This is a genomic window from Noviherbaspirillum galbum, from assembly GCF_010974945.1.
In the GTDB taxonomy this organism is placed as follows: domain Bacteria; phylum Pseudomonadota; class Gammaproteobacteria; order Burkholderiales; family Burkholderiaceae_D; genus Noviherbaspirillum; species Noviherbaspirillum galbum.
The window spans coordinates 1-26,988 of the sequence record NZ_JAAIVB010000013.1; the positions used below are offsets into that span (position 1 = coordinate 1).

The following is a 26,988-nucleotide window of genomic DNA, read 5'->3' on the forward strand; positions in this document are numbered from 1 at the left end:
CGCAGCTGGCCTATACCTTCCTGGACGCGCGCTTCGACCAGGCGTACACCAGCGGCAGCGGCGCCACGGCGGCGATCGTTGCGGCGGGCAATGCGCTGCCGGGAGCGCCGCGGCACAGCCTGTTCGGGCAGGCGCAGGTGAAGGGACCGGCGTGGCTGGGAGGAATGACGCTGGCGGCGGAGACGCGCATCGAGAGCCGGGCGTACGTGGATGACGTCAACAGCGACGCGGCGGCGGGGTATGCGGTGCTGAACCTGTCGGCGGGCAAGACGTGGCAGGCGGGGGGAACGCAGTGGCATGCGTTCGGGCGCATCGACAACGTGCTGGACCGGCAGTATGCGGGCTCGGTGATCGTGAACGACAGCAACCGGCGCTTCTTCGAGCCGGCGCCCGGCAGGCGTGTCTTCGTGGGGTTGCGCGCCAGCCTGTGATGCCGCAGGTTCCTGCGGGAAAGGAAACGACCGGGTCTTGGGCAGGTGACGGCAAGGCGGGGAATTGCCGCTCCCGCCATGCGGTCATACAGTCCCTTCCCTTTCCCCTTCGACAAGGAGCTTGCCATGCAGATGTCTTCCCTTTCCCCCGACATGCAGCGCTGCATCGATGAATGCCTGCACTGTTATCGTACCTGCACCGAGATGGCGATGAACCATTGCCTGGAAAGCGGCGGCCGCCATGTCGAACCCGAGCATTTCCGGCTGATGATGAATTGCGCCGCCATCTGCCGCACCAGCGCGGAATTCATGATGAGCGCCTCGCCCCTGCATGCGGCGACGTGCGCCGCCTGTGCCGCGGTCTGCGACGCTTGCGCGGACAGCTGCGAGCAGGTCGGAAACATGGACGAATGCGTGCAAGCCTGCCGCGCCTGCGCGGAAATGTGCCACCAGATGTCCCAGGGCGGCACCAGCCTGGGACGCATGCCGGACGCGGGCGTCCAGGCAGGCGGCCTGCCGATTTCCTGAACGCAACCAGGACGGTCCTCGCTCCGGCCCGCGCTTGATCCTGGTTTCAAGATGGAGACATTCCCTGGCACGCGGCGGACGGCACGTTTAAGATGCAGGATTCCATGTCAACCGGAGCGCCCATGTTGAAAGATCTGAGCATACGCAACAGGCTGTACATCGCGTTTGGCATCATCGTCGCCCTGCTCCTGCTGCTGCTGCTCAGCGCCATCCAGGGCTTGCACAGCCTGAGCGAGGCCAACAAGTGGGACCGGCATACCTTGCAGGTCTTGCTGGAAGCAGACAAACTGGAGATCGATGTCTTCGAGCTGCAGGCGCAGTATCGCGGCTTCCTGCTGACGGGAAACGACCGCTTCCTTGAGCGGCTGCCGCAGAACGAACAGAACCTGCGGGAAACCCTTGCCACCGTGCGCACGCTGGTCAAGGATAATCCTGCCCAGCTCGACAAGATGGCGCGCTTCGAAACCGCGATGCAGACCTGGCTGAACAAGGTGGTGCATCCGTTGGTGGCGCAGCGCCGCTCGCTGGGCGCGGCGCCGAACGCCGCCGACCAGGCAGGCCGGGGCCTGCTCGGCGTTGAGGCACTCACCGTCGTCAATGACATGCGCGCCCAGCTCAGGGCCTTCGACCAGGATGAGCAGAACCTGCTGGAATACCGCCAGAGAACCGCCCAGTCCACGCAGGACAACGTCTACACCATCCTCATCGGCGGCGGCATCGCGTGCGTGGTGCTGGCAATTCTCGTCACCCTGCTGCTGGCGCGTTCCCTGCTGCGCCCCCTGGAAAGCCTGACGCAGGCCGTCACGCGCTTCGGCGCGGGGCAGCAGGATGTCGTCGCGGAAGTCCATACCAACGACGAACTCGGCACGGTTGCGTCGCAGTTCAACCAGATGACGCGCCTGGTGCAGGAAGGCAGGCAGCGCGAACACCAGCAAACCACGGAACTGCGCACCAAGGTCGATTCCCTGCTGACGGTGGTGGAGCGCGCGGCGCGCGGCGACCTCACCGGCAGGGTCGACGTCAAGGGCGACGACGCCATCGGCCAGCTTGGCGCCGGCATCGCCACCATGCTGTCCAACCTGCGCACGCTGATCACGCGCGTGCAGAAGGCCGGCATCCAGGTCACCACCTCGACCACCGAGATCGCCGCGTCGGCCAAGCAGCAGGAGGCCACCGGCGTGGAGCAGGCGCAGACCAGCATCGAAGTCCTCAGCACGACGAAGGAAATTTCCGCCAACACGGCGCAGCTGGTCAAGACCATGGAAGAGATCACCCGCGTGGCGGACTACACCACCACCGCCACCGGCGAGGCCCAGAACGGGCTGGTGCGCATGGACCACACCATGCAGCACATGGTGAGCGCCACCGAATCCATCAATGCCAAGCTCGCGGCGCTGTCCGAGAAGGCAAGCAACATCACCACCGTGCTGACCACCATCACCAAGGTCGCCGACCAGACCAACATCCTGTCGCTCAACGCCGCGATCGAAGCGGAAAAGGCGGGCGAGGCGGGACGCGGCTTTTCCGTGGTGGCCACGGAAATCCGGCGGCTCGCGGACCAGACTTCGGTGGCGACCTGGGACATCGACCAGATGCTCAAGGAAATGCAGGCCGCCGTCTCGGCGAGCGTGATGAGCATGGACAAGTTCCTCGAAGAAATCCGGCGCAGCGTCGGCGACGTGCGCAACGTCGGCACCCAGCTTTCCGGCGTCATCGAGCAGGTGCAGAAACTGACGCCGCGCTTCGACCTCGTCCTGGAAGGCATGCAGTCGCAGGCGGTGGGCGCGAGCCAGATCACCGAGACCATGAGCCAGCTCAACGAAGCCTCGCAGCAGGCGGTGGATGCCCTGAAATCGACGAGCGAGGCGGTGCAGCAGCTCCAGTATGCCGCGCAGGATCTGCAGTCCAGCGTCTCGACCTTCGCGGTCAATCTTTGACCATGCAGGTCCTGCTTTTCCAGCTCGGCAACGACCGCTACGGCATCGACACCCGGCACGTGGTCCGGGTCCTGCCGCTGCTCGAATGCAAGACCGTGCCGCATGCGCCGCCCTGGGTCGCCGGGCTGATGAACCTGCGCGGCGAGGCGGTGCCGGTGATCGACCTGCGCAGGCTGGCCCGCAGCGGACAGGGCGGACAGGATGAGCATGGCGAACGCCACGATCCCGGCGAGCCGCGCTTCGACACCCGCATCGTGCTGGTCCGCCACGTCGCCCGCGACGGCCGCTCCCGTCCGCTGGGCCTGATCGTCGAGCACGCACGCGAGGTGATCCGGCTCGATCCGTCGGGCTTCGCCGCCAGCGCCATCGACACGCCGCAGGCGCCCTACCTGGGCGAGGTCACCACCGCGAACGGCGCCATCCTGCAACTGGTGGACGTCGACCGGCTGTTAGGCGACGAGGCGGCCGCCCTGCTCTATCCGGAAAGCGCCGCATGATCGACCACCTCCTGACCCAGAAGCTGCGCCGCAGCAGCGGGCTCACGCTGGAACACGCCGACGTGCGCAAGGCGGTCGGCCAGCGCATGCGGGAACGCGGGCTGCACGACCGGCATGCCTACCTCGTATCGGCGCTCTCCAGCCAGGACGAACTGCAGGCATTGATCGAGGCGCTGGTGGTGCCCGAGACCTGGTTCTTCCGCGATCCCGACGCCTTTGCCGCCGCCGTGGCGTTCGTGCGCGCCCGCCTCGCGCAGGGCCGGCGGCCGGTGCGCGTGCTCAGCCTGCCCTGCTCGACCGGCGAGGAACCGTATTCGATGGCGATTGCCCTGGCCGACGCCGGCGTCGCGCCGGAGGACGTCGTCATCGAAGGCATGGACATCAGCCTGCAGGCGCTGGAACAGGCCCGCGCCGCCCGGTATGGCAGGAACGCTTTCCGCAGCCGCGACCTTGGTTTCCGCAACCGGCATTTCAGTTTGCAGGGCGACATCCACAAGGTGCACGTGCTGCATGACGCGATCCGCGGCATGGTGCGCTTCGCCCCGGCCAACCTCATGGGCGACCTGCCCCTGCCCGGCGGCTGGGACATCGTCTTTTGCCGCAACCTGCTGATCTACTTCGACGAAGCGACGCAGGGCGAGGCCATCCGCCGGCTGGCAAGCCTGATCGCGGAAGACGGCATGCTGCTGGTCGGGCACGCGGAAGCGCCCGCCTTGCTGCGGGCCGGGTTTTCGCCGACCGCCGACCGGCGCGCCTTCGCGCTGCAACGCCCTGCCCGCGCGGACATCCCGCCCGAGTCGCCGCCCTCTCCGGCGGTCACGACGGTCCCGATGGTCCCGACCCGCATGCCAACGAAACTGCAGGTGCCGCGCAGTCAGGCCGACCGGTCCGCGGCGCCAGGAGCACGGCCGGCACCGCCAGCGCAGGCAACGCCAGAAACGCCACCAGGCGATATGTCAGACCGTCCGGTGACCGACCTGCTGGAGGCCGGTCGCGCGCTTGCCGAACAAGGCCGCGACGAGGACGCGCGACGCGTCCTGCTCGACTGCCTGCGGGCCGATCCGGAATCGGCCGGTGCCGCCTACCTGCTGGGCCTGATCAGCGACCGGCGCGAGGACCTTGCCGGCGCGGCGCATTACCTGCGGCGCGCCGTCTATCTCGAACCCAACCACTACGACGCCCTCTGCCACCTCGCGCTGGTGCTGGAGCGGCAGGGCGATGCCGCGGGCGCGGCATCCCTGCGACGGCGCGCCCGCCGCGTGTATGAACGCGGCCACCGGGGAGCCGGGGCATGAGCGCGCCCACCCCGACCGGAATCGATGCCTGCTGGAACCGGATCGGCGTGCGCGGCGACCGCAGCTGCGAGCGCCTCGCCGGACACGGCCACTGCCAGCACTGCGAGGTGTATCCGGAAGCCGCGGGCCGCATCATGCAACGCCCGCTACCTGCAGGCTACCAGGCGGAATGGACGGCGCATTTCGCGCAGCCCGAGGAAGCCAGGCAGGTGCTGGACCAGGCGGTGCTGGCCTTCCGCCTGGCGGACGAATGGTATGCCCTGCCGGCGAAGCAGATCGTCATGGTGGCAGATCCGGCGCGTCCCCATGGCATTCCGCACCGCCGCCGCCCGGAACTGCTCGGCATCGTCAACCTGCGCGGCAAGCTCTACCCCTGCGTGTCGCTCGCCGCCATTCTCGGCATCGCCGACCAGGACAGCGCGGCCACCGGCGGGGAGCGCGTCTTTCCGCGCATGCTCGTGCTGCAGCAGGGCGCGGCCGCGTACGCCATTCCGGTCCAGGAGGCGCATGGCATCGTGCGCTACCATGCGGGCATGCTGGAAAGCCTGCCCTCGACGGCCAGCGCCACCGCGCGCGACTACCTGCTGGGCATGCTGGAGGACGGACCCCGGCGCATCGCCTGTCTCGATGCCGGCCGCCTCGCCCCCGTGCTGGCAGGCGTGCTGAAATGAGCGAGGCGACATGAACGACGACACGCACGACGACATGCCCGACTACAGCCAGTTTTCGCTGCAGGAACTCTTCCGCAGCGAAGCCGACAGCCAGGTCCAGGCGCTGACCCAGGGCCTGCTCGCGCTGGAGCGGCAACCGGAAAACCTGACGGTGATCGATCCGCTGATGCGGGCCGCGCATTCCCTGAAGGGAGCGGCGCGCATCGTCAACATCGAGTCGATAGAACGCCTTGCGCACGCCATGGAAGATTGCTTCGTCGCCGCGCAGAAGGGCCGCCTCGCGCTGAGCAAGCCCGACATCGACCGCCTGCTGGCCGGCGTCGACCTGATCAGCCAGATCGCCGCCCAGCAGGACGACACCGTGGCCGCCTGGCTGGAGCAGCACAAGCTGCACATTTCCAGCGTGCTGGTCAGCATCTACGACGTGGTCAATTCCCAGCAAGCCGCCGTGACGACGCGGCGCCCTGCGGCCATTGCGCCGTCAACAGTACCGACTCCGGCACCGACCGCGCCATCCCCCGAGCCTGCGCCGCAAGCATCGTCCGCGCCGCCGGCAGACACGGCCCCGGCGGCCAGCATCGACGATCCCGCCACCTTGCCGGCGACACGCAAGGAACCAGGCAACCGCCAGGAATCCCGCGACGAGCAGGTGCTCAAGGTCGCCGCCGCGCATGTCGACCGCCTGCTCGCGCTGGCGGGGGAAGCGCGGGTCGCGGCGCACGCGATGCAACCCTTCCGGCAGTCGATGCAGCGCCTCAAGCGCCAGCAGCACGACCTGGCCCAGGCAGTCGACCGCCTGGCCGCGGCCTTGCAGAACGCGCCGCTCGACGACGCGGCGCGCGAACGGCTGGACGACCTCCGGCAACGCGTCGCGCCGGTGCAATCCGGCCTGGTCGAGCGCTTGGCCGACGCCGAGGCGCATGAGCGCCGCCTGGCATCGGTGTCGCAGGACATGCTCGACGCGGTCCTGGCCTTGCGCATGCGGCCGTTCCGCGAAGGCGTGCTCGCCTTTCCGCGCATGGTCAGGGACCTGGCGCGCCGGCTCGGCAAGGAAGCCAGGCTCGAAGTCCGCGGCGAAGACACGCCGATCGACCGGGATGTCCTGGCGCGGATGGAAAGCCCGCTGAACCACATGCTGCGCAACGCCATCGACCATGGCCTTGAAACCCCGGGGGAAAGGCTGGCCGCCGGCAAGCCGGGCGAAGGCCTGCTGGTGCTGGAGGCCAGGCATGCGCGCGGCATGCTGCAGGTCCTGGTCAGCGACGACGGCCGCGGCGCGGATGTCGAGGGCATCCGCCGCAAGGTCATCGAGCGGCGCATGGCGCCGGCCGAGATGGCGGCGCGCATGTCCGACGACGAATTGCTGGAATTTTTGTTCCTGCCGGCATTCAGCCTGCGCGACAAGGCCACCGAGGTATCGGGGCGCGGCGTGGGCCTGGATGCGGTGCAGGCCGCGCTGCGCGCGCTCAACGGCAACGTCCGCATCGACACCGAGGCGGGCCGCGGGCTGCGCATGGAAATCACCTTGCCGGTATCGCAATCGGTGGCGCGCTGCATCGTGTTCCTCGTTTCCGGCGAAGCCTATGCGCTGCCGATCGGCAAGATCCACCGCGTGCTGAACGCGGCGCCCGGCGAGATCGAGACGCTCGAAGGCCGCCAGTACCTGACCCGCGAAGGCGAGCGCATCGGCCTGATCCAGGCCAGCCAGCTGCTCGGCCTGGAGCGCGGCCCGGACGCCGACGACGGCAGGCTGCCGGTGATCGTGATCGGCAACGGCGCACGGCATTTCGGGCTGGTGGCGGACGTGCTGCAAGGCGAGCAGAGCCTCGTGGTGCAGCCGCTGGAACCCCTCTTCGGCAAGGTGCGCGACGTTGCCGGCGCGGCGGTCCGGGACGACGGCTCGCCGGTGCTCATCCTGGACGTCACCGATTTGCTGGTCGGCATCGAGAAGCTGGCGGCGCGCGGCGACTTGCAGCAGGTGCAAGGCGCGGCGATGCGGCCGCGCAAGGCGAAGCGCATCCTGGTGGTGGATGATTCGCTGACGGTGCGCGAAATGGAGCGCAAGCTGCTCGCCGCGCGCGGCTTCGAGGTGGACGTGGCGGTGGACGGCCTCGACGGCTGGAACGCGGTGCGCGCCGGCGACTACGACCTGGTGATCACGGACGTCGACATGCCGCGCATGGACGGCATCGAACTCGTGACCCTGCTCAAGAAGGATGCGCGGCTCGGAAATCTTCCCGTCATGATCGTCTCCTACAAGGATCGTCCCGAAGACCGCGCGCGGGGCATCGACGCCGGCGCGGATTATTACCTGACCAAGGGGAGTTTCCACGACGAGACCTTGCTCGAGGCCGTCCATGACCTGATCGGAGAAAGCGCGGCATGAAGATTGCCATTGCCAACGATGTGACGCTGATCGCCGAGGCGCTGCGCCGGATCGTCGTGGCGAGCCACGAGCATGAGGTCATCTGGACCGCGCGCGACGGCAGCGAGGCGGTGCGCCTGGCCGCCGACGCCCGGCCCGACCTCATCCTCATGGACCTGCTGATGCCGGAAATGGACGGCGTGGAAGCGACGCGGCGCATCATGGAAGCCTCGCCCTGCGCGATCCTGATCGTCACCGCGTCGCCGGACCAGAACACCAACCTCGTGTTCCGCGCGCTGGGCGCGGGCGCGCTCGACGTGACGGCCACGCCCATCCTTGCCGGCAACATCGGTTCCGACCAGCAGCTCCTGGCCAAGATCCGCACCATCGGCAAGCTGATCCGCCACGAGCCCGCGGCGGAAGGCACCCGCATTCCGGCCTTGCCGGACGACGGCCAGCCGGCCCAGACGGTCAAGCATCTCGTGGCCATCGGCTCCTCGACCGGCGGCCCGATGGCGCTGGCCGGCATCCTGCGCGCATGGACCCCGCCGCCCGGGGTCACGGCGGTGATCGTGCAGCATATCGACCAGGCCTTCAGCGACAGTTTCGCCCGGTGGCTGTCGGACCAGGCCGGCTTTCCGATCGACGTGATCCAGGACGGCGGCCGCCTGCTGCCGGGACACGTGATGGTCGCCAAGACCAACGACCATGTGCTGCTCGACGCGCACGGCAGGCTGTCGTACTGCCCGGAACCGGCCGAATACGCCTACCGGCCGTCGATCAACGTGTTCTTCGCCTGCGTCGCGCGGCACTGGACGCGCGGCGCCACCGGCGTGCTGCTCACCGGCATGGGGCGGGACGGCGCGGAAGGCTTGCTCGCCATGCGCCAGGCAGGGCATGACACGATCGCCCAGGACCGCGCCAGCAGCGCGGTGTACGGCATGCCGCGCGCCGCCGCCGAGCTCGGCGCGGCGGCCTCCATCCTGCCGCTGCAGGACATCGGCGCGGCACTGCGCCGGCGGCTGTCCGCCTTGCCCTCCTTACCCTCCTCCTGCCTGCCCGGAGCGGCCCGGAACGCGCCATGACTTCCGTTGCGGACAAGGCGCCGGAAGCGGCGCTGCAGGGCCCGCCGGTACGGGTGCTGCTGGTGGACGACCAGATGCTGATCGCCGAAGCCGTGCGGCGCATGCTGGCCGGCCAGCCCGACATCGCCTTTCATGCCGAGACGCGGCCGGAACATGCGCTCGACACCGCGGCGCGCTGGCAGCCTACCGTCATCCTGCTCGACCTGGTGATGCCCGGCATCCACGGCTTCGACCTCGTGCGCTGCCTGCGCGGCCATGCCGCGACGCAGGACGTCCCCATCATCATGCTGTCCTCGCGCGAGGAAGCTGTGCACAAGGTGCAGGGATTTGCCGTCGGCGCGAACGATTACCTCGTCAAGTTGCCCGACCAGCAGGAATTGCTGGCGCGCCTGCGCTACCACTCGCGGGCCTACCGCAACCAGCTCGAGCGCGACCAGGCCTTCGCCGCGCTGCGCGAGAGCGAGCGCCGCCTCGCCGAGGCCAACGTGCAGCTGCAGCGCCTGGCCGACATCGATGGCCTGACCGGCATCGCAAACCGCCGCCGGTTCGACAGCGCCCTGCAGGTGGAATGGCAGCGCGCCTTGCGCACGCAGCGGCCGCTGTCGGTGCTGCTCGGGGACGTGGACCATTTCAAGGCCTACAACGACACCTATGGGCACCTCGCGGGCGATCGTTGCCTGCAGCAGGTCGCCGCCGTGCTCAATGCCAACCTGCGCCGGCCGGCCGACGTCGCGGCGCGCTATGGCGGCGAGGAATTCGCCCTGATCCTGCCCGAGACCGAAAACGCGGGCGCCGCCGCGGTCGCGCAATCCTGCCTGGCGCAGGTGGCCGCGCTCGGCATCGCCCACGCGGGTTCGTCGGCCGCGGAGGTGGTCACCATGTCGTTCGGCGTGGCGACCCTGGTTCCGGCGCAAGGACAGGCGACGCCGGACCTGCTGACGGCGGCGGACCGGGCGCTCTACCGGGCGAAGGCGGCCGGCCGCAACCAGGCCGGGACGGCGGGCTGACTTGGCCTCAGCATTCGAGGAAGCGTCCGTCGGCCAGCACCAGGCCGGCGCGCACCGCGAGGCCGGGAAAGACCTGCCGCGCGGCGCGGCGATAGCGTTCGAGCTGGGCGGCATAGGCGCTGCGCTCCGAATCGAGCAGGTCGCGCTTGTAGTCCAGCACCCAGACGGCATCGTCGTGCACCACCAGGCGGTCGAAGCGCACCAGCTCGCCGCCGCACATGACCTCCAGCTCGTTGTGGGCGGCGCGGAACCGGGCCGGATTGAAGAATTGTTCGAGCGCGGGCGCCGTGAGGATCTGCAGCGCCTGGCGGCGCACGGTCTCGGCCATCGCGCCCGGGCAGCACAGCCAGCGCGCCAGGCGTTCGGCATCCGGCAACTCGATCGGCCAGGAGGAGCCGGCCGTCAGGCGTTCCAGCAAGGCATGCAGGGCGATGCCTTCGTCGATCGCCGCCGACTGCGCGGCGGCCTGCCGCGATAGCTGCGGCTGCAGGGGTTGCAGCGGCATGCGCGGAGGCGCGAATACGGAGAGCGAGAAGCTGGCGTCCGGCGTGCCTGCCAACGCTTCCGCTGCCTCGATTGCCTGGGTATCGGGTTGCATCTCGGCCAGCCCGGTCATGCCGGCAAGCCGGTGATACCAGCTTCCTTCCACGCAACCATCCTCCAGCGCGACGCGCCCGCCGTCGACGCCGGAGATGATCAGCATTTCCTTGGCGCGGGTCAGCGCAACGTAGAGCAGGTTCCAGTCTTCCTGCATGCGGAAGCCGTCCTCGGCTTCGAACAGCGCGTCCCGCGCCGCGCCGCGATCGTCCTTGCGGCCGAAGCAGGAAAAATGCGTCGGCGCGTCGCGGTCCTGCGGCCAGTCGCAGAGGATGCCGAGGTCGTCGCGCGCCGGTTCGCTGTGGTTGGCGTCGGCCAGGATGACGACCTGCGCTTCGAGTCCCTTGGCGCTGTGGATGGTGAGGATGCGCACCGCGTCGATGGAGGTATCGACCGCCGCCTCGTCCGGCGCCTCGCTGTCGAGGCCGCGCTGCAGGGCGCGCAGCGCCTCGATGAATTTTGGCAGGCTGGGATAGCGGCCGGCATCGAGATTGAGCGCCAGCTCGGTGAAAGCTTCGATGTTGCCGATCACCTGCGCGCGCAGCAGGGGTTTCACCGATGCGGCGTAACGCTGCAGCACGTCGGCGCTGTGCAATATGCGGTCCAGCAGGTCGTGCACGGGCAGGTGTGGCGCCTCGTCCAGCCAGCGCCGCAGCAGGCCGTGTGCGCGCTCCAGGGCGGGCGAACGTCCGCCCTGGAGCTCCGGCAGCGCGCACAGGCGCGCCCACCAGGCGCCTTCGCCAGCACTGGCCAGGGCGATCAGGTCGTCGTCGCCGGCGCCGAAGATCGGCGACTTCAGCACATGGGCCAGCGCGAGGTTGTCCGCCGGCGTGATCAGGAAGTTCAGCAGCGCCACCAGGTCGGCCACTTCGAGCGATTGCAGCAGGCCGCCGCGCTTGTTCGACACGAAGGGAATGCCAGCCTCGCGGAGCGCCGACTCGTAGGCGGCGAGGTTGGCGCGCTTCTTCACCAGCAGCATGACATCCGACCAGGACGGCGCCTGCCCGGTGCGCTGCTGCAGAACGCGCCGCGCCTGCAGGATGGCGCGCGCCACCTGCCTGCCCTCTTCCAGGCGCCGCGCATCCTGTTGTTCCTTGCGCGGCATGTCCAGGGGATGGCGCAGGGCGAATTCTGCCTTGGCCGATGCATTTTCTTCGTCGGTCCCAACGGAACCGGCATCCATCTCTTCGGCGGCGCGTACCAGCGGCAGGCGCCAGACCTCGCCGCCAGCGCTGCCCAGCGTGGTCTGCGCGGCAAAGATCGGATTGGGGGCATGGCAGATGTTGAGCACCTCGACGATGCGGCCGGCGTTGCGCCGCGTCTGGTTGGTGCGCAGCAGGTCCGCGCCTTGCGCGCGCAGCATCTCGGCGGCGGCGGCGAACACGCGCGGCTCCGCGCGGCGGAAACGGTAGATGGATTGCTTAGGATCGCCGACGATGAACACCGTCGGTGGCTGGCCTTCGCCGCCGTAGGCTTGCAGCCAGGAGCGCACGATGCTCCACTGCAGCGGATTGGTGTCCTGGAACTCGTCGAGCAGGATGTGGCGGTAGCGCGCATCGAGCCGGCTCTGCAGGTAGGCGGCGTGCTCAGGATCGTTGAGCAGGCGGTAGGCCTGCCATTCGAGATCGCTGAAGTCGAATACCCGCTGCTCCGCCTTGAGCGCCTGGTAGATGTCGAGGTAGAGGGACGCGACCTTGAACAGCGAGGCGTTGAGCGCCAGCACGACGGGCTCCGCGCTGCGGCGTCGCAGGCGCATGAGGGCCTGGCCGACCGACTCGAATTCTTCGTCGAACAGGCACGCGGCATCGGTGCCACCGAAGTGCTTTTCCAGCGCGGCGGTAAGGGCCTTGGTCTTGTTGTTCTTGCGGCTGCCGCCCTTGTCGTCGAAGAACTCCGTGTAGAGCGCCTGGAAGCCGTCGAGGGACGCGCCGCCGGTCACGGCCATCTCGATGGCGGTGGCGCGTTTCTGGTTGACCGCGGTGCCGGCGCCGAGCAGGCGCGCGATCGTCAGCACGCGGTCGCGCAGCGCCGCGTCCTGCCACAGGCTTAGACGGGCATCGGCGTAGGCATCCTCGCCGCAGCGTTCGACCAGCCAGCGCAGCGGCGCATCGTCGCCGGCCTGGCATGCCGCCCACCATTCGGCGCGCTTGTCGATGAAGGCATCGATGAGCTTGCGGGCGTTCGTGTCGCCCGTCAGTTCGAACATCAGCATCAGCGACTCGCGGGCGTCCGCATGTTCCTCGTCATTGAGCGCCTGCATGAAGCGGCTGTAGGCATCGGCCAGCAGCTCGCCCGTCGATTCGGTCAGCGCATAGCCGTGCGGCACGCCGGACGACAGCGGCGCGATCTGCACCAGCCGCCCGAACCAGCTGTGGAAGGTGTCGATGGACAGGCTCTGCGGGCTGGCGAGCACCCTGGCGTACAGGCCGCGCGCCGCCGGCAGCAGGCCCGGCGCATCGCCGGCCGGCACGCCGCGCTCGACCAGCAGCGACAGGACCTTGTCGTCCGGGGAAAGCGCGAGTTCATGCAGCAGCTCGAGCAGACGCTCGCGCATCTCCTGCGCCGCCTTGCGGGTGAAGGTGATCGCAAGCAGTTCGGAAGGCGCGGCGCCGGCCAGCAGCAGGCGCAGCATGCGCGCCACCAGCAGCCAGGTCTTGCCGCTGCCGGCGCAGGCTTCCACCACCACCGAGCGCAGCGGATCGCAGGCGATCGCGGTGAAGCGGGCCGCCGCCACGGCCTCGCCGTTCGCCTCGTAGGCACGCGGGGCGTTCATTCCCAGGCTCCCTTGCGGCACAGGCCGCGCACGTCGCAATAGACGCAGACCCGCTCGATGCCCATCGCGGACAGCGGCTTGCCGCCCGCGATGTCGCGCATGATGCCGACGATCTGGCCTTCCAGCTGCCGCTGCCATTCGCCGAAGTTGTCGGCGGCGACGTCGCCGGTCTTGTTCTTGCTCGCCTCGAGCGCCACCACGTGGCCGGCAGAGACGGGCCGGTCGGACAGCAGCGCATAGAACGCGAGCTGGTGGTCTTCGCCTTCCTTCATGCGGGCCTTGAGCGATTGCACGTCGCGGGTCTTGTAGTCGAGGATGGCGCGCTCGCCCGCCTCGTTTTCATCGATGCGGTCGATGCAGCCGTAGAGCGTGACCTTGCCGCCGTCCCAGGAAATGATCTTCTGGAAGGTTTTCTCGCCGTCGAGGAAGGTCCAGCCCTCCGCCTCCCGCGCGTTGGCCCAGTCGAGGTAGGCGGGAATGATCTTCTGCCAGCGTGCGTAGTAGCCGAGCGCGGCGGCGCTCTGGTCCAGCGAGCGCGCGAACACGCCCTCGGATATCGCCCGCAGCAGCGGTTCCCGGTCATCCATGGCGACGCGGCGGTCGCGCAGCGCCTGGTGGTAGTCGTGCAGGATGTCGTGCAGCCACTCGCCGTAGTCGCGCTTCTCCGGCATGTCGGACAGCTCGCCTAGCGTGCCGAGCCCGAGCATGCGGCGGGCGAAGAACTGGTAGGGGCAGGCAACGAGAGAGTTGTAGGCGCTGGCCGACAGGCTGGATGGCAGCAGGTGCGGCGCGGCCGGCGCCGGGCGCCGCGGCGGCGCCCAGGACAGCGTCTGCACCGGCAGTTCTGCGCGATGCGGGCCGAGGCCCGGCTGGCCGCGCGACTCCAGCGCGAGCTGCAGGCGCTGCAGCCAGCCGCTGACCGGATTCGGCTCGCCGTTGCGCGCCAGCTGCCAGGACAGGACCACCTGGCCCGCGCCGCTAAGCATTTCGGCGAAGTCGCGCAGCTGCTGGCACTGGCGCTGCTCGCGGGTGGGCAAGCCGAGCTCGCGGCGCACGGCATTGCCGAAGAACAGTGTCTCTTCCAGCTGCGAAGGCAGGTGCGCGGCATCCGCGCCGACCAGCAGCACCGCATCGAAGGCGCGCAGCTGCATGCCGTTGAGCTGAAGCATCAGCACCCGGCGGTCGAAGTCGGCCGGCACGAAGGGCGTGGCTTCCAGACGCAGGCCAAGAAAAGCGCGCCATTCGGAAAGCGAAAACGTCTGCGTCAAGGCGCGGCAATCTTCGCCCAGCGCATCGAGCAGCGCGATCACCTGCACGCCGGCGCTGTCGGCGGCAAGCGCGTCGCGCATGCCGAGGGCGTCGATCGCCCCGGCGCTCAGCGCCACCCAGTCGGCGAGCGGCATGCGCCCGGCGAAACGGCTGGCCTCGGCGGAAAGCCGCTCGATCAGCGCCGACGCGGCGGCCTGGTCCTTCACCGCGCGGGCGACCGCTTCCCAGCCGCCGTGGATGTTATGCCGGCGCAGCGCATGCTCGATCAGCATCACCTGTTCCATCTTGCCTGGTTCGTCGGCGAAAACGTAGGGCGACTTCAGCAGGTCGAGCAAGGCCGGCGTTTCGGCGCGCGCGGCGACCAGGTCGAGCAGCGACGCGACGGCGGCGGCGGCGCGCGTGGTCGAGAGCTTCCAGCCGGTCTCGTCGGTCACGACCACGTCGGCGCGTTCCAGCAAGGCCCGGATGCGGCGCGCGACCGCGCGGTCCTGCGCGACGATGGCGATGGGCCCGCGGCCGGCCTGCAGCCAGTCGATGACGGTCTGCGCGCCTTGAAGCGCTTCCTGCTCCAGGCCGCCGGCGGCGGCAAGCACGACGTTAGCGGGCTGCGAGACCGCGCCGGACGCGGGCTCGTCCCCGGCCACGATCTCGGGCCAGGCGGCGGCAAAGACCGGCGCGATGGCAGGCGCGCGCCAGTCGAGCGCCACGCGCAGCAGCGGCGAGTGCGCGGCGTAGGCATCGAGGAAGGCCTGGTGATAAGGGTCCGGCTCGCAGGCATGGATCCACACCAGCGGGCCGCGCGCGCGCGCCGCCAGGCGCATCAGCTGGGCGAAGCAGGCCGCCACCGCATCGCCGGTCGCGAGCTGGCTCTTCCAGAGCGTCCATACCAGCTGCGCCTCGTCGGACAGCAGGCTGCGCGACGGCGCCGGCATGTGCTCCAGCGCGGCATGCCAGCGCGCGTCGAGCATGTCGGGCGAGGCATGGATGGTGGGCACCAGCGCCCGGCTCAATTCATCGAACAGGCCGAGCAGCGTTTGGGCCAGCGGCATCAGGTCGGTGTTGCGCTTGGCGGTGAACAGCTTTTTCAGCCAGGCATGCTGCCGAAGCTCGGCATACAGGCCCATCATGCGTTCGCTCGCCGGCGCCACCGCCGGTGAGGACGCATCGGGCGGCATGGCGTCGAGCCAGGCCGACAGGGTGGTGATCCGCGGGGGAATGAAGCTGCCGGTGATGCGCATCATCAGCGCGGCGCGCAGCTGCTGGGCCTGCGTGAAGCTGGGCACCAGGATGCGCACCGCGGAAAAATCGCTGCGCTCGGGATGCCCGTGGCGCGTGAGGAAGCCCTCGGGGCCGGCCAGGTTCGCGGCGAGGCGCGGCCAGAAGTCCGCGGAAGGAGGCAGGTGGTGCTGGGCGTGCGGCATGCGAAAATCGTGTATGGTGGTCCAGCGTCTGGTGCGGCGCGTTTTGATCCGCTTCAAGGATTCCTGCCGCTGCCATGCGGCTTCCTGCTGAGCAGGGGCAAGTGTCCCGCGGGGTCAGCGACATTTTATGTGAGATACGGCAAAAAACAGGAGGGCCGTCTTCACTTTTTATGAAAATCGGTTATGATTTGCCCAATACCCCGCCGTATTACTCCTTGCAGCACGCCAGCCGCCTGATGACCTGGCACTCGCTACGGGCTTGAATTCCATCCCGGCGTCTCCACCTGATCGTTGCATCCCGGACACGTTGGTTCGATCGGATCGCGCCAGCCGACGCGGACGCATCGCAAGGTCTTTGCCGTTGCAGGGTTAACTGGCTGGAGCGGAAGCCTTATTCCCTAATTACCCTCATTCGAGGAAACCATGAGCGAAAACATTAAACATATTTCTGATGCCTCTTTCGAGTCGGACGTGCTGAAGTCCGACAAGCCGGTGCTGGTCGACTTCTGGGCCGAATGGTGCGGCCCCTGCAAGATGATCGCCCCCATCCTCGAGGAAGTCGCCAAGGAATATGACGGCAAGCTGCAGATCGCGAAGATGGACGTGGACAGCAACCAGGCCGTGCCGGCCAAGTTCGGCATCCGCGGCATCCCCACGCTGATCCTCTTCAAGAACGGCGTTCCCGCCGCGCAGAAGGTCGGCGCCATGGCCAAGGGCCAGCTGACGTCCTTCATCGACAGCAACATCTAAGCATCAACCCGGCGGCGCGACAGGCGCCGCCGAGTTTTCACATTCAGTTAATCCTCGCAGTTCCCTCCCCCACCTGACTTTTCCCATCCCGGGACACCCACACTATGCATTTATCTGAACTCAAGGCGCTCCACGTCTCGGCCCTGCTGGACATGGCCATTGGCCTGGAAATCGAAAACGCCGCCCGCCTGCGCAAGCAGGAACTGATGTTCGCCATCCTGAAGAAGCGCGCCAAGTCCGGCGAGCAGATCTTCGGCGACGGCGCCCTCGAGGTATTGCCCGACGGCTTCGGCTTCCTGCGCTCGCCCGACGCGAGCTACATGGCATCGACCGACGACATCTACATCTCGCCCTCGCAGATCCGCCGCTTCAACCTCCATACCGGCGACTCCATCGAAGGCGAAGTCCGCACCCCGAAGGACGGCGAGCGCTACTTTGCATTGGTGAAAGTGGACAAGGTCAACGGCGAACCGCCCGAGGCATCCAAGCACCGCATCCTGTTTGAAAACCTCACGCCGCTGCATCCCAACAAGCTGCTCGGACTCGAGCGCGAGATGCGGGGCGAGGAAAACATCACCGGCCGCATCATCGACATGATCGCGCCCATCGGACGCGGCCAGCGCGGCCTGCTGGTGGCGTCGCCGAAGTCCGGCAAGTCGGTGATGCTGCAGCACATCGCGCACGCCATCACCACCAACCATCCTGACGCGGCGCTCATCGTGCTGCTGATCGACGAACGCCCCGAGGAAGTGACGGAAATGCAGCGCTCGGTGCGCGGCGAAGTCGTGGCCTCGACCTTCGACGAACCGGCAACGCGCCACGTGCAGGTCGCCGAGATGGTGCTGGAGAAAGCCAAGCGGCTGGTCGAAATGAAGCGCGACGTGGTGATCCTGCTCGACTCCATCACCCGCCTCGCGCGTGCCTACAATACCGTCATTCCCGCGTCCGGCAAGGTCCTGACCGGCGGCGTCGACGCCAACGCCCTGCAGCGCCCGAAGCGCTTCTTCGGCGCGGCGCGCAACGTCGAGGAAGGCGGCTCGCTGACCATCATCGCCACCGCGCTGATCGAGACCGGCAGCCGCATGGACGACGTGATCTACGAAGAATTCAAGGGCACCGGCAACATGGAAGTGCATCTCGAACGCCGCCTGGCCGAGAAGCGCGTCTATCCGGCGATCAACCTCAACAAGTCCGGCACGCGCCGCGAGGAATTGCTCATCAAGCCCGACCAGCTTCAAAAAATCTGGATCCTGCGCAAGTTGCTCTACGGGATGGACGAGATCGAGGCGATGGAATTCATCCTCGACAAGATGAAGTCCACCAAGAACAATGCCGAGTTCTTCGAGATGATGCGCCGCGGCGGAAGCTGACGTTTCCCGCCGGCGTTGCAAAGGGCGCAAGCGCAAGCCTGCGCCCTTTTTCATTTCCGGCAAGCTTCGCCGGTCCGGCTTTTCATTGTATAATGGCCGGTTTTCACCCAAGGCAAGTGACCGGCAATCGGGTCAAGATGCAGCGCGACCGACGAAGTGCCGATTGGCTACCAAACGCAAACGAGGAAACCATGAAAGAAGGCATTCACCCCAATTACCGCGAAGTCGTGTTCCAGGACATGTCCAACGACTTCAAGTTCATCTCCCGTTCCACGATCCAGACCAAGGAAACGATCAACTTCGAGGGTAAGGATTACCCCTTGATCAAGCTGGAAGTGACGGCTGAGTCCCACCCGTTCTACACCGGCAAGCACAAGATCGTCGACACCGCCGGCCGCGTGGAAAAGTTCCGCCAGAAGTTCGGCAATCGCGGTTCCAAGACCTCGGCAGCAGGCTGATCTCCGATCCGTCAGCGCCATCCAAGGCAGCTTCGGCTGCCTTTTTTTTCGCCCCACCCGTTTTCCGGCACAATATCGCCGGACACACTACCGCCACGCCTACATGAAGCCAGTCCGACTGCCCGCCGCCGCCACCAATGCGCTGCCACGCTGGATGCTGCTGTCCCTGTGCATGCTATATATCCTGCCCGGCCTGATCCGACGCGATCCGTGGAAGACGCAGGACGACGCCTCCGGCTTCGGCATCATGTGGACCATGGCCCACGGCACCCTCAACGACTGGCTGTGGCCGCACATCGTCGGCCTGCCGATGCCCGACAAGGGCCCGCTGGCCTACTGGATCGGCGCGCTGTGCATCAAGCTCTTCGGCCCGCTGCTGGGCGACGACCTCGCCGCCCGCATCTCCACGATCGGTTTCTTCCTGCTCGGCTGCATTGCGGTGTGGTACACCACCTACCTGCTCGGCCGGCGGCCCGAGACCCAGCCGCTCAAGCTCGCCTTCGGCGGACAGCCGGAACCGCGCGACTATGGCCGCACCCTCGCCGATGGCGCCCTGCTGATCTATCTCGGCTGCCTCGGCCTGCTGCTCCATAGCCACAGCACCAGCGCCGAGGCGCTCCAGGTGTCGCTGGTGGCAACGGCCATGTATGCCGCGGTGCGCCTGTTCGATTCCCAGTCCCTGCGCCATGCCGCGTGGCTCGGCGCGGTATTCGGCCTGCTGGTCCTGACGCGCGGCTGGGTCTTTCCCCTTGCCGCCTGGACCGGCCTGCTGGTGCTGGCCTGCCTCGGAAACTCCCGCCTCATCATGCGCCTGTGCGCGGTCACGCTGCCGGTGGCGGTGCTGGTTGCCGCCACCTGGATCTTGGCTTGCCGCATCGAACGGCCCTTCAACAGTTCGCCCTTCGATGCCTGGATGGTCTGGAATTACCGCCAGATCAGCCTCCCTTCCCTGGAGTCACTGCACTACCTGCTGAAATACGGCATCTGGTTCGCCTGGCCGGCCTGGCCTTTCGCCGGCTGGGCCATCTATGCCTGGCGCCGGCAATACAAGGCCTGGCACATCACCTTGCCGCTTACCTTCCTGGTCAGCGCGGTCGTGGTGGCGCTGGTGAATCCCCATCCCGAGGAAGGCATGCTGCTGGCCATGCTGCCGCCCCTCGCCATGCTTGCCGCCTTCGGCCTGCCGACGATGAAGCGCGGCGCGATCAATGCAGTCGACTGGTTCTCGGTGATGACGCTGAGCTTCACCAGCGCCTTCGTCTGGCTCGCCTGGATCGCGAAGCAGACAGGCTGGCCGGGCTGGCTGGCGCGCAACGCGCTCAAGCTGGTGCCCGGGTTCAAGCCGGAATTCAACCTGATCGCCTGCCTGATCGCGACCGTGGCGACCATCGGCTGGCTTGCACTGGTTCAATGGCGCATTTCGCGGCGGCCATCCGTGTTGTGGCGCGCGGTGGTGCTGTCGTCCGGCGGCGTGATCCTGTGCTGGGTGCTGCTCATGACACTGTGGCTGCCATGGATCAACTACTACAAGAGTTACGAAGGCGTGGCACGGCGCATCGGCGAAAACATCGTTCCTGCGAAACATTGCGTCGACTCCAACGTCGGCCCCGCGCAGCGCGCCTCCTTCGCCTATTTCGGCGGCGTTCCTTTCGCCGGCTTTAATGACGCGCAATGCGATTACCTGCTCCTGCAGGATAATAGGAACGGCGCCACCGACAACCCGGCCGAAACCGACCCCGGCAAAGGAAAATGGAAACTGCTGTGGGAAGGCCGCCGTCCCTCGGACCGCGACGAGCGCTACCGCCTGTACCAGCGCATTCACTAAAGCAAGAATCCCTCGACATTTCCGTGCCGTCCTCCGCGTTTTCCGGGTCTTTGCGTTCCGAGACCCGCCGCATCATTTCCCTTGCCTGGCCGCTGCTGATCGGCCAGCTCGCGGTGATCAGCAACGGCGTCATCGACACCGCGATGACCTCGCGCTACTCCGCGACCGACCTCGCGGCGCTGGCGCTCGGGGCGTCGATCTACATCAGCGTGTTCGTCGGCCTGAACGGCGTGCTCGCTGCGCTCTCGCCCATCGTCGGGCAACTGTACGGGGCGCAGCGTCTCGATGAGATCGGCTCGCGCGTCAAGCAGGGCATGTGGCTGGCGGGATTGCTGACGGTGATCGGCGCGGCCTTCCTGCTTTTCCCGCAACCGCTGCTGGCCTTCGCGCATGCCTCGCCCGAACTCTCGGGCAAGGCCACGCTCTACCTGCGTTCGCTGGTGATCGCCTTGCCGGCGACCATGGGATTCCGCATCTACATGTCGCTCAACACCGCGATCGGCCGGCCGAAGATGGTGATGGCCCTGCAGATCGGCGGCGTCTTCCTCAAGCTTCCGCTCAATGCCTTGTTCATCTATGGCGGCTTCGGGTTGCCGGCCATGGGCGGCCCCGGCTGCGCCATCGCCACCGGCACGATTTCCTGGCTGCTCTTCATCACCGGCTGGACCATCCTGCGGCGCGGCCCGTCGTATCGCCGCTTCGGCATCTTCGGCACCGGCTTCGCCGGTCCCTCCTGGCCGGTGCTGAAGGAATTGCTGCGCCTGGGCATTCCCATGGGCCTGAGCTACTTCATCGAAGTCACCGCCTTCGCCTTCATGGCCCTGTTCATCGCCCGCATCGGCGACGCCGCCGTGGCGGGCCACCAGGTGACGGCGAACTTCGCCAGCGTGCTCTACATGCTGCCGCTGTCGATCGCCAATGCGACCGGGACGCTGGCGGCGCAGGCGCTGGGCGCGCGCCAACTCGACGGCGCCCGCCGCATCGGCAATGCCGGCATCCGCCTCGCCGTCGGCGTGTCGATTGCGCTCGGCGTCGTCATCTGGTTCGGCCGCGGCCTGATCGTGCATGCCTACACCCCGGACGCAACGATCGCCTCTGCGGCAATGCCATTGTTCACGTTCATCGCGGTCTACCAGGTGTTCGATGCCGTGCAGGTGGTCGTTGCCTTCGTGCTGCGGGCCTACAAGGTGGCCCTCGTGCCGACGGTTATCTATGCGGTCGCGCTATGGGGCGTGGGCCTGGGCGGGGGCTACGTGCTCGGCCTGAATCCGCTGGGCATCAGCCCGCCCTTCTTCCAGGGCGCATCCGGATTCTGGATGGGCAACAGCACCAGCCTCGCGGTGGTGGCGGGCGGACTGCTCTGGTACCTCAAGGTGGTGCAGCGCGACTTGGCCGCGCGGGAAAAAGGCGAGAGGGTGTAGAAGGTATCGGGGAAGAAGCGGAAGCCACGGAATTCCCGGCGGCCCCGCCAGCAGGCGGGATCAGCCCATCACGTCGCTGATGGCGGTGCGCAGGTCGGCGCGGGAAAAGGGTTTGGCGAGCGCGGCCTTCACGCCGAGCAAGCGGGCCGATTCGAGGTTGAATTCGGCGCTCAGGGAACGGCGGCCGCCGGACATCGCGATCACGGGAATGCCATACCCCAGGCGGCCCATTTCGGTGATCGTGTCCAGGCCATCCTTGTTGGGCATGAGCATGTCGATGATCACCAGCTCGATGCTGGCTTCCTGCATGCGCTTGAGCGCCTCGTCTCCGTCACCCGCCTCGAACGTCTGGTGCCCGTCCTGGACGAGCATTTCCACCAGCAGTTCGCGGTACCAGGTATCGTCTTCCACAACCAGAATTCTGGACATCCTTTTCCTTTTCGCCGCCGGCGGGATACGCCGGCACGCATCTCATGCGCCTGTCCGCCGAACCCGTGGCGGCATCGGCGGGGCATCTCCCCGCTGTGGCGCATGCTTGCCTGACGGACGGATTCTACCAGCCTCCCGGCCCGCTGTATTACAAACAAAACATTTCCACCGCGGCCCGCAAGCCGGCCGTGCGCCTGCCCCGGTCAATCCGGCTTGTCGACCAGGCCGTGCTTGACCGCGAAGAGCGCGAGGCCGACCACGTCCCGCACGTTGAGCCGTTCCATGATCTGGGCGCGATGCGCCGCGACGGTCTTTTCGCTCAGGTCGAGCTGATAGGCAATTTCCTTGGTGCTCTTGCGGCTCGCGATCAGCTTCAGGATCTCGAGCTGGCGGGGCGTGAGGGCGGCCACCCCGGGATCGACCGGCGGCGCGTGCATGAGGCGCTGCAGCACGCGCGTCGATACCGCGGGACTCAGGTACACATCCTTGCGCGTGACCGCATGCAGGGCGATCTCGAGTTCCGCCGGCGCCGCCTCCTTGAGCAGGTAGCCGGAGGCGCCGCGCCGCAGGGCTTCCGACGCCAGCTCGTCCGATGCATGCATGCTGAGGATCACGACCGCCGCCTCGGGGTAGCGCCGCTTGATCAGGGGGATGAGGTCGAGGCCGGATTCCTCGCCCATGGTGATGTCGGTGATCACGATGTCCGGCGCGAACCTTTCCAGCAACGCCAGGGCTTCGCGCACGCCGGGCACTTCCTGCACCTCGTGGAAGCCGTCGATGCGTTCGATGAGGGAACGGATGCCCGCGCGCACCAGCGCGTGGTCGTCAACCAGCAGGACTTTGTATTGTTTGTTCGCTTGCATGTCGTATCGGCAGTATGGCGTGAATGCGTGTTCCCTGGCCGGGGACGCTCTCGACGTGGAATTGGCCGCCCAGCAGCTCGACCCTTTCCTGCATGCCCAGCAGGCCGCAACCGGGGCTGGACCGGCGCTGGCCGATGTTGGCGGCATGGTCGAAGCCTCGGCCATTGTCGCGCAAAATCAGCTCCAGCTCATTGCCGTGTTCGCCGCCATTGACCTCGATGGCGACGCGGCTGGCCTGCGCATGGCGCAAGACGTTCGTGAGCCCTTCCTGCACCAGGCGATAGGCGGTGATGGCGAGCGGCTCGGGCAGCCTGGCCGGGATGCCGGCGAAATCCATCGTGCTGTCGAGCCCGGCGCTGCACAATTGCCGGTCGATGAGCTGGCGCAGCGCGGTTTCGAGGGGGAAGTAGTCGAGCGCGGGCGGCCGCAGCGACACCGACAGCTCGCGCACCTGCCTGATCAGGTCGGCAACGTCGGTCTCGGCCTGCGACCAGGTCTTCCTGGCCTTGTCGTGCGGGAGGTCCGGCTCGAGCGCGTGCAGCGACAGGTTCAGCGCGGTGAGGCGCTGGCCGAACTCGTCATGCAGTTCGCGCGCGAGATGCTTGCGTTCGCGTTCCTGCGCGCCGACCAGTTCCAGCGAGAGGGTTTCCAGGCGAGCCAGCGCCTGGCTGAGCTTGATGCGCTTGTTTTCGAGGAGGACGTTGGTGGCGTTCGCTTCCTTGTGCAGCAGGGTAAGCTGCTCGCGCTGTTCCTGCAGGGCCTGGGTCAGCGCGACGACCGACACCATGGCCTGGCGGGCTTCGCGCGTGCGCGCCCGTACCGGCCAGTCTTCCACCATGGCGGAACTGGCCTTGCGCGTGAAGTCCACCATGCGCTTGAGGTCGCGCACCAACCAGCGCTCTAGGAACCATCCGGTGAGGGCCAGGCCGGCAACCATCGTGGCGATGACGATCGCGAAGCGGATCAGCACTTCGTTGCGCCATGCCTGCAGCACTTCCTCTTCCGGGATGCCGGCCTGCACGTAGGCGACCGGTCCGTTCGGTCCGTATACGGCGGCAAGCGCCGTCACGTGGCGTCCGCCGTCGCGGTCCTGCGTCGTGCCGACGAGAGGATGATAGCCGCTGCCGTCGGCGCGGCGCATGGCGTCGGCGGGAAGGCGTTCCACGATGGGCGGGCTGCCGCGCGGGTCGGTGGTGATCAGGTTGCCCTGGCGGTCGAAATAGCTGAAGCGCGAGAACACCCGGGCCTGCCCCGCCAGACGCAGGTTGACGAAATTTTCATCCTTGTAGCTTGCGAACATCAGGCCGGTGTAGCGTCCCGCCGCGTCGTGCATGGGATAGCCGAACAGGATGGAGCGCTTGCCGGACGCCCTGCCCACCAGCATTTCGCTGGCCGACATGTGCTTGGTGGCGCGGGCTTCGCGCACGTATTGCCGGTCGCCCACCCAGATGCGTTCAGGGCTGCCGACGGCCGAGCAGGACAGCACGTCCCCGGCGTCGAGCCAGCCGAGGTTGGCGAAGGTCTTCAGTTCACCGAGCAGCGACCTGAAGCGCGCATCGCAGTCGGGCGAACGGGCCCATCCCTCCGCGCCGGATGCGAGGCCGGCGAGCATTTCCTGAACCGCATTGATCTGCTTCTGCTGGGCGGCGGTGGCCAGCTGGACTTCGGCGACGGCCATCTCGCCAGCCTGCTTCAGATCGTCGGCGCGCTGGTACCAGCCTTCGACGACCAGGCCGAAGAAAACCGGGCAAAGCGCGATCAATCCGAGCGCGGTCAGCCTTTGCCGGATGGTGGGTGTGGCGACGGATGCAGGCTTGGATGCCATGCCGGATTGCTGGAGAGTCACGGACCGGTCCAATCGCTTGCCCGGCGGGGCAAGGGACATTACTCGATGGAAAGGATATCTTAGGCGAAAGACCGCCGGAGAAGTTCCTTGGAACCGGGGATACGTCCGATAAACAACACTCAGACTTTCATCGGGAGGATGACCATCTGCAGGCTCTCGAAATGCAGGCGCCGCTGGATGGCCAGTGCCGCCTGGTTGTGCAGCAGGCGGGTGAACCAGTTGTCATGCTCGAAGATCAGCTTCGAGGTGAAGAAGATGGAATTCGGATATTCCTGGGAGATGTCTTCGCACAGCTTGGTCACTTCATCCACCACGTCCGTCCCGAAACCGAGATAGGCCGACGAGGCCATGTTGTGGCTGTGGCAAAAGTCGACGAAGAACTTCAGCGTCGCGTTGGCTTCTGCGCGCATCTGTTCCACCGCGCCCTCGCCGCCATAGGAGTGGGTGTCCACCGTACGGGCATTGACGAAGATGAAATTGCGGAAATGGCCGGGGAACATGCGCTGCACCCAGAGCAGCGCATGCAGTCCGCCGCCGCGCGAGGACCCGACGATGAAGACCGCGGTCTGGGCGTTGGGATCGGGGTCGACCGCGCCCGCATGCGGACCGAAGGGCTGGTTGGCGAACACCTGGTCGACCGCGTTGATGGCGGACTTGGTATCGCGGTAATGGTTGCGGATGTAAACGCACAAGGCGGCGATGCTGGCGATGATGAGCACCGCGGCCCAGCCGCCTTCCGTGAATTTTTCCACGAGCAGCACCAGCAGGATGTCGGCGCAGATGAAGAAGCCGACCAGCGACAGCATGAACCGGCGTCCCCATTGCGCCAGCGTCTTGCGGTGCCGCCACCAGTAGAGGCAGAGGCCGAATAGGGAAATCGCGAAGGTCAGGAACACCGACACCGAATACAGCACCACCAGCAGGGTCACGCTGCCGCGCGTCCAGAACAGGATCAGCAGCGCGGCGACGCCCAGCACGAGGATGCCGTTCTGCGTCACGAGGCGGGTGGAGAGATAGCGGAACTTGTGCGGCACCCAGGAATCGGCCGCCATGTTGGCCAGTACCGCCGGGCCGCCGAGGAATCCGGTATTGGCGGCGACGAACAGCAGGCCGGCCTCGAAGGCCAGCACCAGCGTGAGCATGATCTTGTTGAGCAGCGGGCTCATGCCGAAGCTCTCGATGATGGCCTTGAAGGTGGAGGCATTGAGCGTCTGCCCCTCGATCGGCCGCGCATCCCAGAGCAGGTAGAGCAGGATGATGCCGCTGGCGGTGAACGCCAGCGACAGCGCCATGTAGATCATGGTCATCTTGCCGGTGTGGACGCGGGGCTCGGCCAGGATGTTGACGTTATTCGACACCGCCTCCAGGCCGGTGTAGGTGCCGCCGCCCTGGGAGTAGGCGAGGAGCAGCATGCCTGCCACGCCGATCCAGCCGATGTTGCCGGCCAGCGCACTGGTTTCCGCGAGCGTGTCGGGCATGAGCTGGGGCAGGTGCGCCGCGTGGGCGAAGATGCCATATACGATCAGCACGAGATGGGTGGCGACGAAGCCGAGGAAGATGGGCAGCAGGATGCGGATCGCTTCCTTCATGCCGCGCAGGTTCAGGATGATCAGCAGGCCGATGAAGAAGGCCTCGGCCGGCAGCTTGTATTCCTGAAAGCCCAGCGGCAGCAGCGAGGCCAGCGCTTCCACGCCCGCCGCCACCGAGATGGCGATGGTCAGCATGTAGTCGAGGATAAGCGCGCATCCCGCCACGAGTCCCATGTAGGGACCGACGAGGCGCGTGGCCACGCGGTAGCCGCCGCCGCCCGTGGGAAAGAGTTCGATCACCTGGTTGTAGGCCAGCGCGATGATGAAGACCGTCACCGCCGTGGCGAGGGCCATGTAGAGGCCGAGATGGGTATGCTCGCCCAGCGCGCGGAAGGTTTCTTCCGGACCATACGCCGACGATGACAAGCCGTCCGCGCCGAGACCGACCCAGGCAAGAAAGGCAACCAGCGCCAGCGAGTGGCGGGTTTCGGACTTCATCGGATCCAGCGCCTTGCCAAGAACGATTTCGCGGATTTTGTCGGACTTCATCGGGGATGCTGCCTGGTCAGGTTTTCGCTGAAGTGGCGATCATACGCCTATCAAATGCCGCATGACAATGTA

19 protein-coding genes and 1 pseudogene are annotated in these 26,988 nt (G+C 67.1%); 14 read left to right on the forward strand and 6 right to left on the reverse strand.

Annotated elements, in window-relative coordinates; genetic code table 11:
* From G3574_RS05635 to G3574_RS05675, 9 genes and pseudogenes are all read left to right on the forward strand, one after another.
* A pseudogene (locus G3574_RS05635) lies at positions 1–431 on the forward strand (TonB-dependent receptor); the annotation flags it as partial.
* Between the two features lie 126 nt (positions 432–557).
* Complete coding sequence (locus tag G3574_RS05640; protein ID WP_205609672.1) at positions 558–959, forward strand: four-helix bundle copper-binding protein; 402 nt, start codon at positions 558–560, stop codon at positions 957–959.
* Positions 960–1,081: 122 nt separating this feature from the next.
* Positions 1,082–2,896: a methyl-accepting chemotaxis protein gene (locus tag G3574_RS05645; RefSeq protein WP_163961053.1), complete on the forward strand. Its 1,815-nt coding sequence runs from the start codon at positions 1,082–1,084 to the stop codon at positions 2,894–2,896.
* Positions 2,897–2,898: 2 nt separating this feature from the next.
* Positions 2,899–3,393: a chemotaxis protein CheW gene (locus G3574_RS05650; protein ID WP_163961054.1), complete on the forward strand. Its 495-nt coding sequence runs from the start codon at positions 2,899–2,901 to the stop codon at positions 3,391–3,393.
* Positions 3,390–4,688 carry a CheR family methyltransferase gene (locus G3574_RS05655; RefSeq protein WP_163961055.1) on the forward strand — a complete coding sequence of 433 codons (1,299 nt, stop codon included), beginning with the start codon at positions 3,390–3,392 and terminating at the stop codon, positions 4,686–4,688. Before G3574_RS05650 ends, G3574_RS05655 begins: the two co-directional genes overlap by 4 nt.
* On the forward strand, positions 4,685–5,359 hold the full coding sequence (locus G3574_RS05660) for a chemotaxis protein CheW (protein ID WP_163961056.1): 675 nt from the start codon (positions 4,685–4,687) through the stop codon (positions 5,357–5,359). Before G3574_RS05655 ends, G3574_RS05660 begins: the two co-directional genes overlap by 4 nt.
* A 10-nt stretch (positions 5,360–5,369) precedes the next feature.
* Positions 5,370–7,745 (forward strand): hybrid sensor histidine kinase/response regulator, encoded by a 2,376-nt coding sequence (locus G3574_RS05665; protein ID WP_163961057.1) that lies wholly within the window; start codon positions 5,370–5,372, stop codon positions 7,743–7,745.
* Positions 7,742–8,809: a chemotaxis-specific protein-glutamate methyltransferase CheB gene (gene cheB, locus G3574_RS05670; protein ID WP_163961058.1), complete on the forward strand. Its 1,068-nt coding sequence runs from the start codon at positions 7,742–7,744 to the stop codon at positions 8,807–8,809. Before G3574_RS05665 ends, cheB begins: the two co-directional genes overlap by 4 nt.
* Entirely contained in the window at positions 8,806–9,816 is a 1,011-nt protein-coding gene (locus G3574_RS05675; RefSeq protein WP_163961059.1) for a diguanylate cyclase domain-containing protein, read from the forward strand. Before cheB ends, G3574_RS05675 begins: the two co-directional genes overlap by 4 nt.
* A gap of 7 nt (positions 9,817–9,823) precedes the next feature.
* Here the strand turns inward: G3574_RS05675 and G3574_RS05680 are convergent, their stop codons facing one another.
* Positions 9,824–13,186, reverse strand: a complete 3,363-nt coding sequence (locus tag G3574_RS05680) for a UvrD-helicase domain-containing protein (protein ID WP_205609673.1) — start codon at positions 13,184–13,186, stop codon at positions 9,824–9,826.
* Positions 13,183–15,876 carry a PD-(D/E)XK nuclease family protein gene (locus G3574_RS05685; protein ID WP_163961061.1) on the reverse strand — a complete coding sequence of 898 codons (2,694 nt, stop codon included), beginning with the start codon at positions 15,874–15,876 and terminating at the stop codon, positions 13,183–13,185. The genes G3574_RS05680 and G3574_RS05685 overlap by 4 nt, the downstream gene beginning before the upstream one ends.
* 423 nt (positions 15,877–16,299) lie before the next feature.
* Between G3574_RS05685 and trxA the strand changes: the two genes are divergently transcribed.
* From trxA to G3574_RS05710, 5 genes are all read left to right on the forward strand, one after another.
* Positions 16,300–16,626, forward strand: coding sequence for a thioredoxin TrxA (gene trxA, locus G3574_RS05690; RefSeq protein ID WP_163961062.1), 327 nt, complete (start codon positions 16,300–16,302; stop codon positions 16,624–16,626).
* A 104-nt stretch (positions 16,627–16,730) separates the two neighbouring features.
* On the forward strand, positions 16,731–17,996 hold the full coding sequence (rho, locus tag G3574_RS05695; protein ID WP_163961063.1) for a transcription termination factor Rho: 1,266 nt from the start codon (positions 16,731–16,733) through the stop codon (positions 17,994–17,996).
* 191 nt (positions 17,997–18,187) lie between these two features.
* Positions 18,188–18,454: a type B 50S ribosomal protein L31 gene (locus G3574_RS05700; RefSeq protein WP_163961064.1), complete on the forward strand. Its 267-nt coding sequence runs from the start codon at positions 18,188–18,190 to the stop codon at positions 18,452–18,454.
* A gap of 103 nt (positions 18,455–18,557) precedes the next feature.
* Positions 18,558–20,279: an ArnT family glycosyltransferase gene (locus G3574_RS05705; RefSeq protein ID WP_163961065.1), complete on the forward strand. Its 1,722-nt coding sequence runs from the start codon at positions 18,558–18,560 to the stop codon at positions 20,277–20,279.
* 23 nt (positions 20,280–20,302) lie between these two features.
* On the forward strand, positions 20,303–21,700 hold the full coding sequence (locus tag G3574_RS05710) for an MATE family efflux transporter (RefSeq protein ID WP_328804738.1): 1,398 nt from the start codon (positions 20,303–20,305) through the stop codon (positions 21,698–21,700).
* A gap of 60 nt (positions 21,701–21,760) precedes the next feature.
* Here G3574_RS05710 and G3574_RS05715 read toward each other — a convergent pair whose 3' ends face one another.
* From G3574_RS05715 to G3574_RS05730, 4 genes are all read right to left on the reverse strand, one after another.
* Complete coding sequence (locus G3574_RS05715) at positions 21,761–22,129, reverse strand: response regulator (protein WP_163961067.1); 369 nt, start codon at positions 22,127–22,129, stop codon at positions 21,761–21,763.
* Between the two features lie 203 nt (positions 22,130–22,332).
* Complete coding sequence (locus tag G3574_RS05720; protein WP_163961068.1) at positions 22,333–22,992, reverse strand: response regulator; 660 nt, start codon at positions 22,990–22,992, stop codon at positions 22,333–22,335.
* Entirely contained in the window at positions 22,955–24,817 is a 1,863-nt protein-coding gene (locus tag G3574_RS05725) for a histidine kinase (protein WP_163961069.1), read from the reverse strand. Before G3574_RS05725 ends, G3574_RS05720 begins: the two co-directional genes overlap by 38 nt.
* Before the next feature lie 140 nt (positions 24,818–24,957).
* Entirely contained in the window at positions 24,958–26,916 is a 1,959-nt protein-coding gene (locus G3574_RS05730) for an APC family permease (RefSeq protein WP_163961070.1), read from the reverse strand.
* Positions 26,917–26,988: the final 72 nt, after the last annotated feature.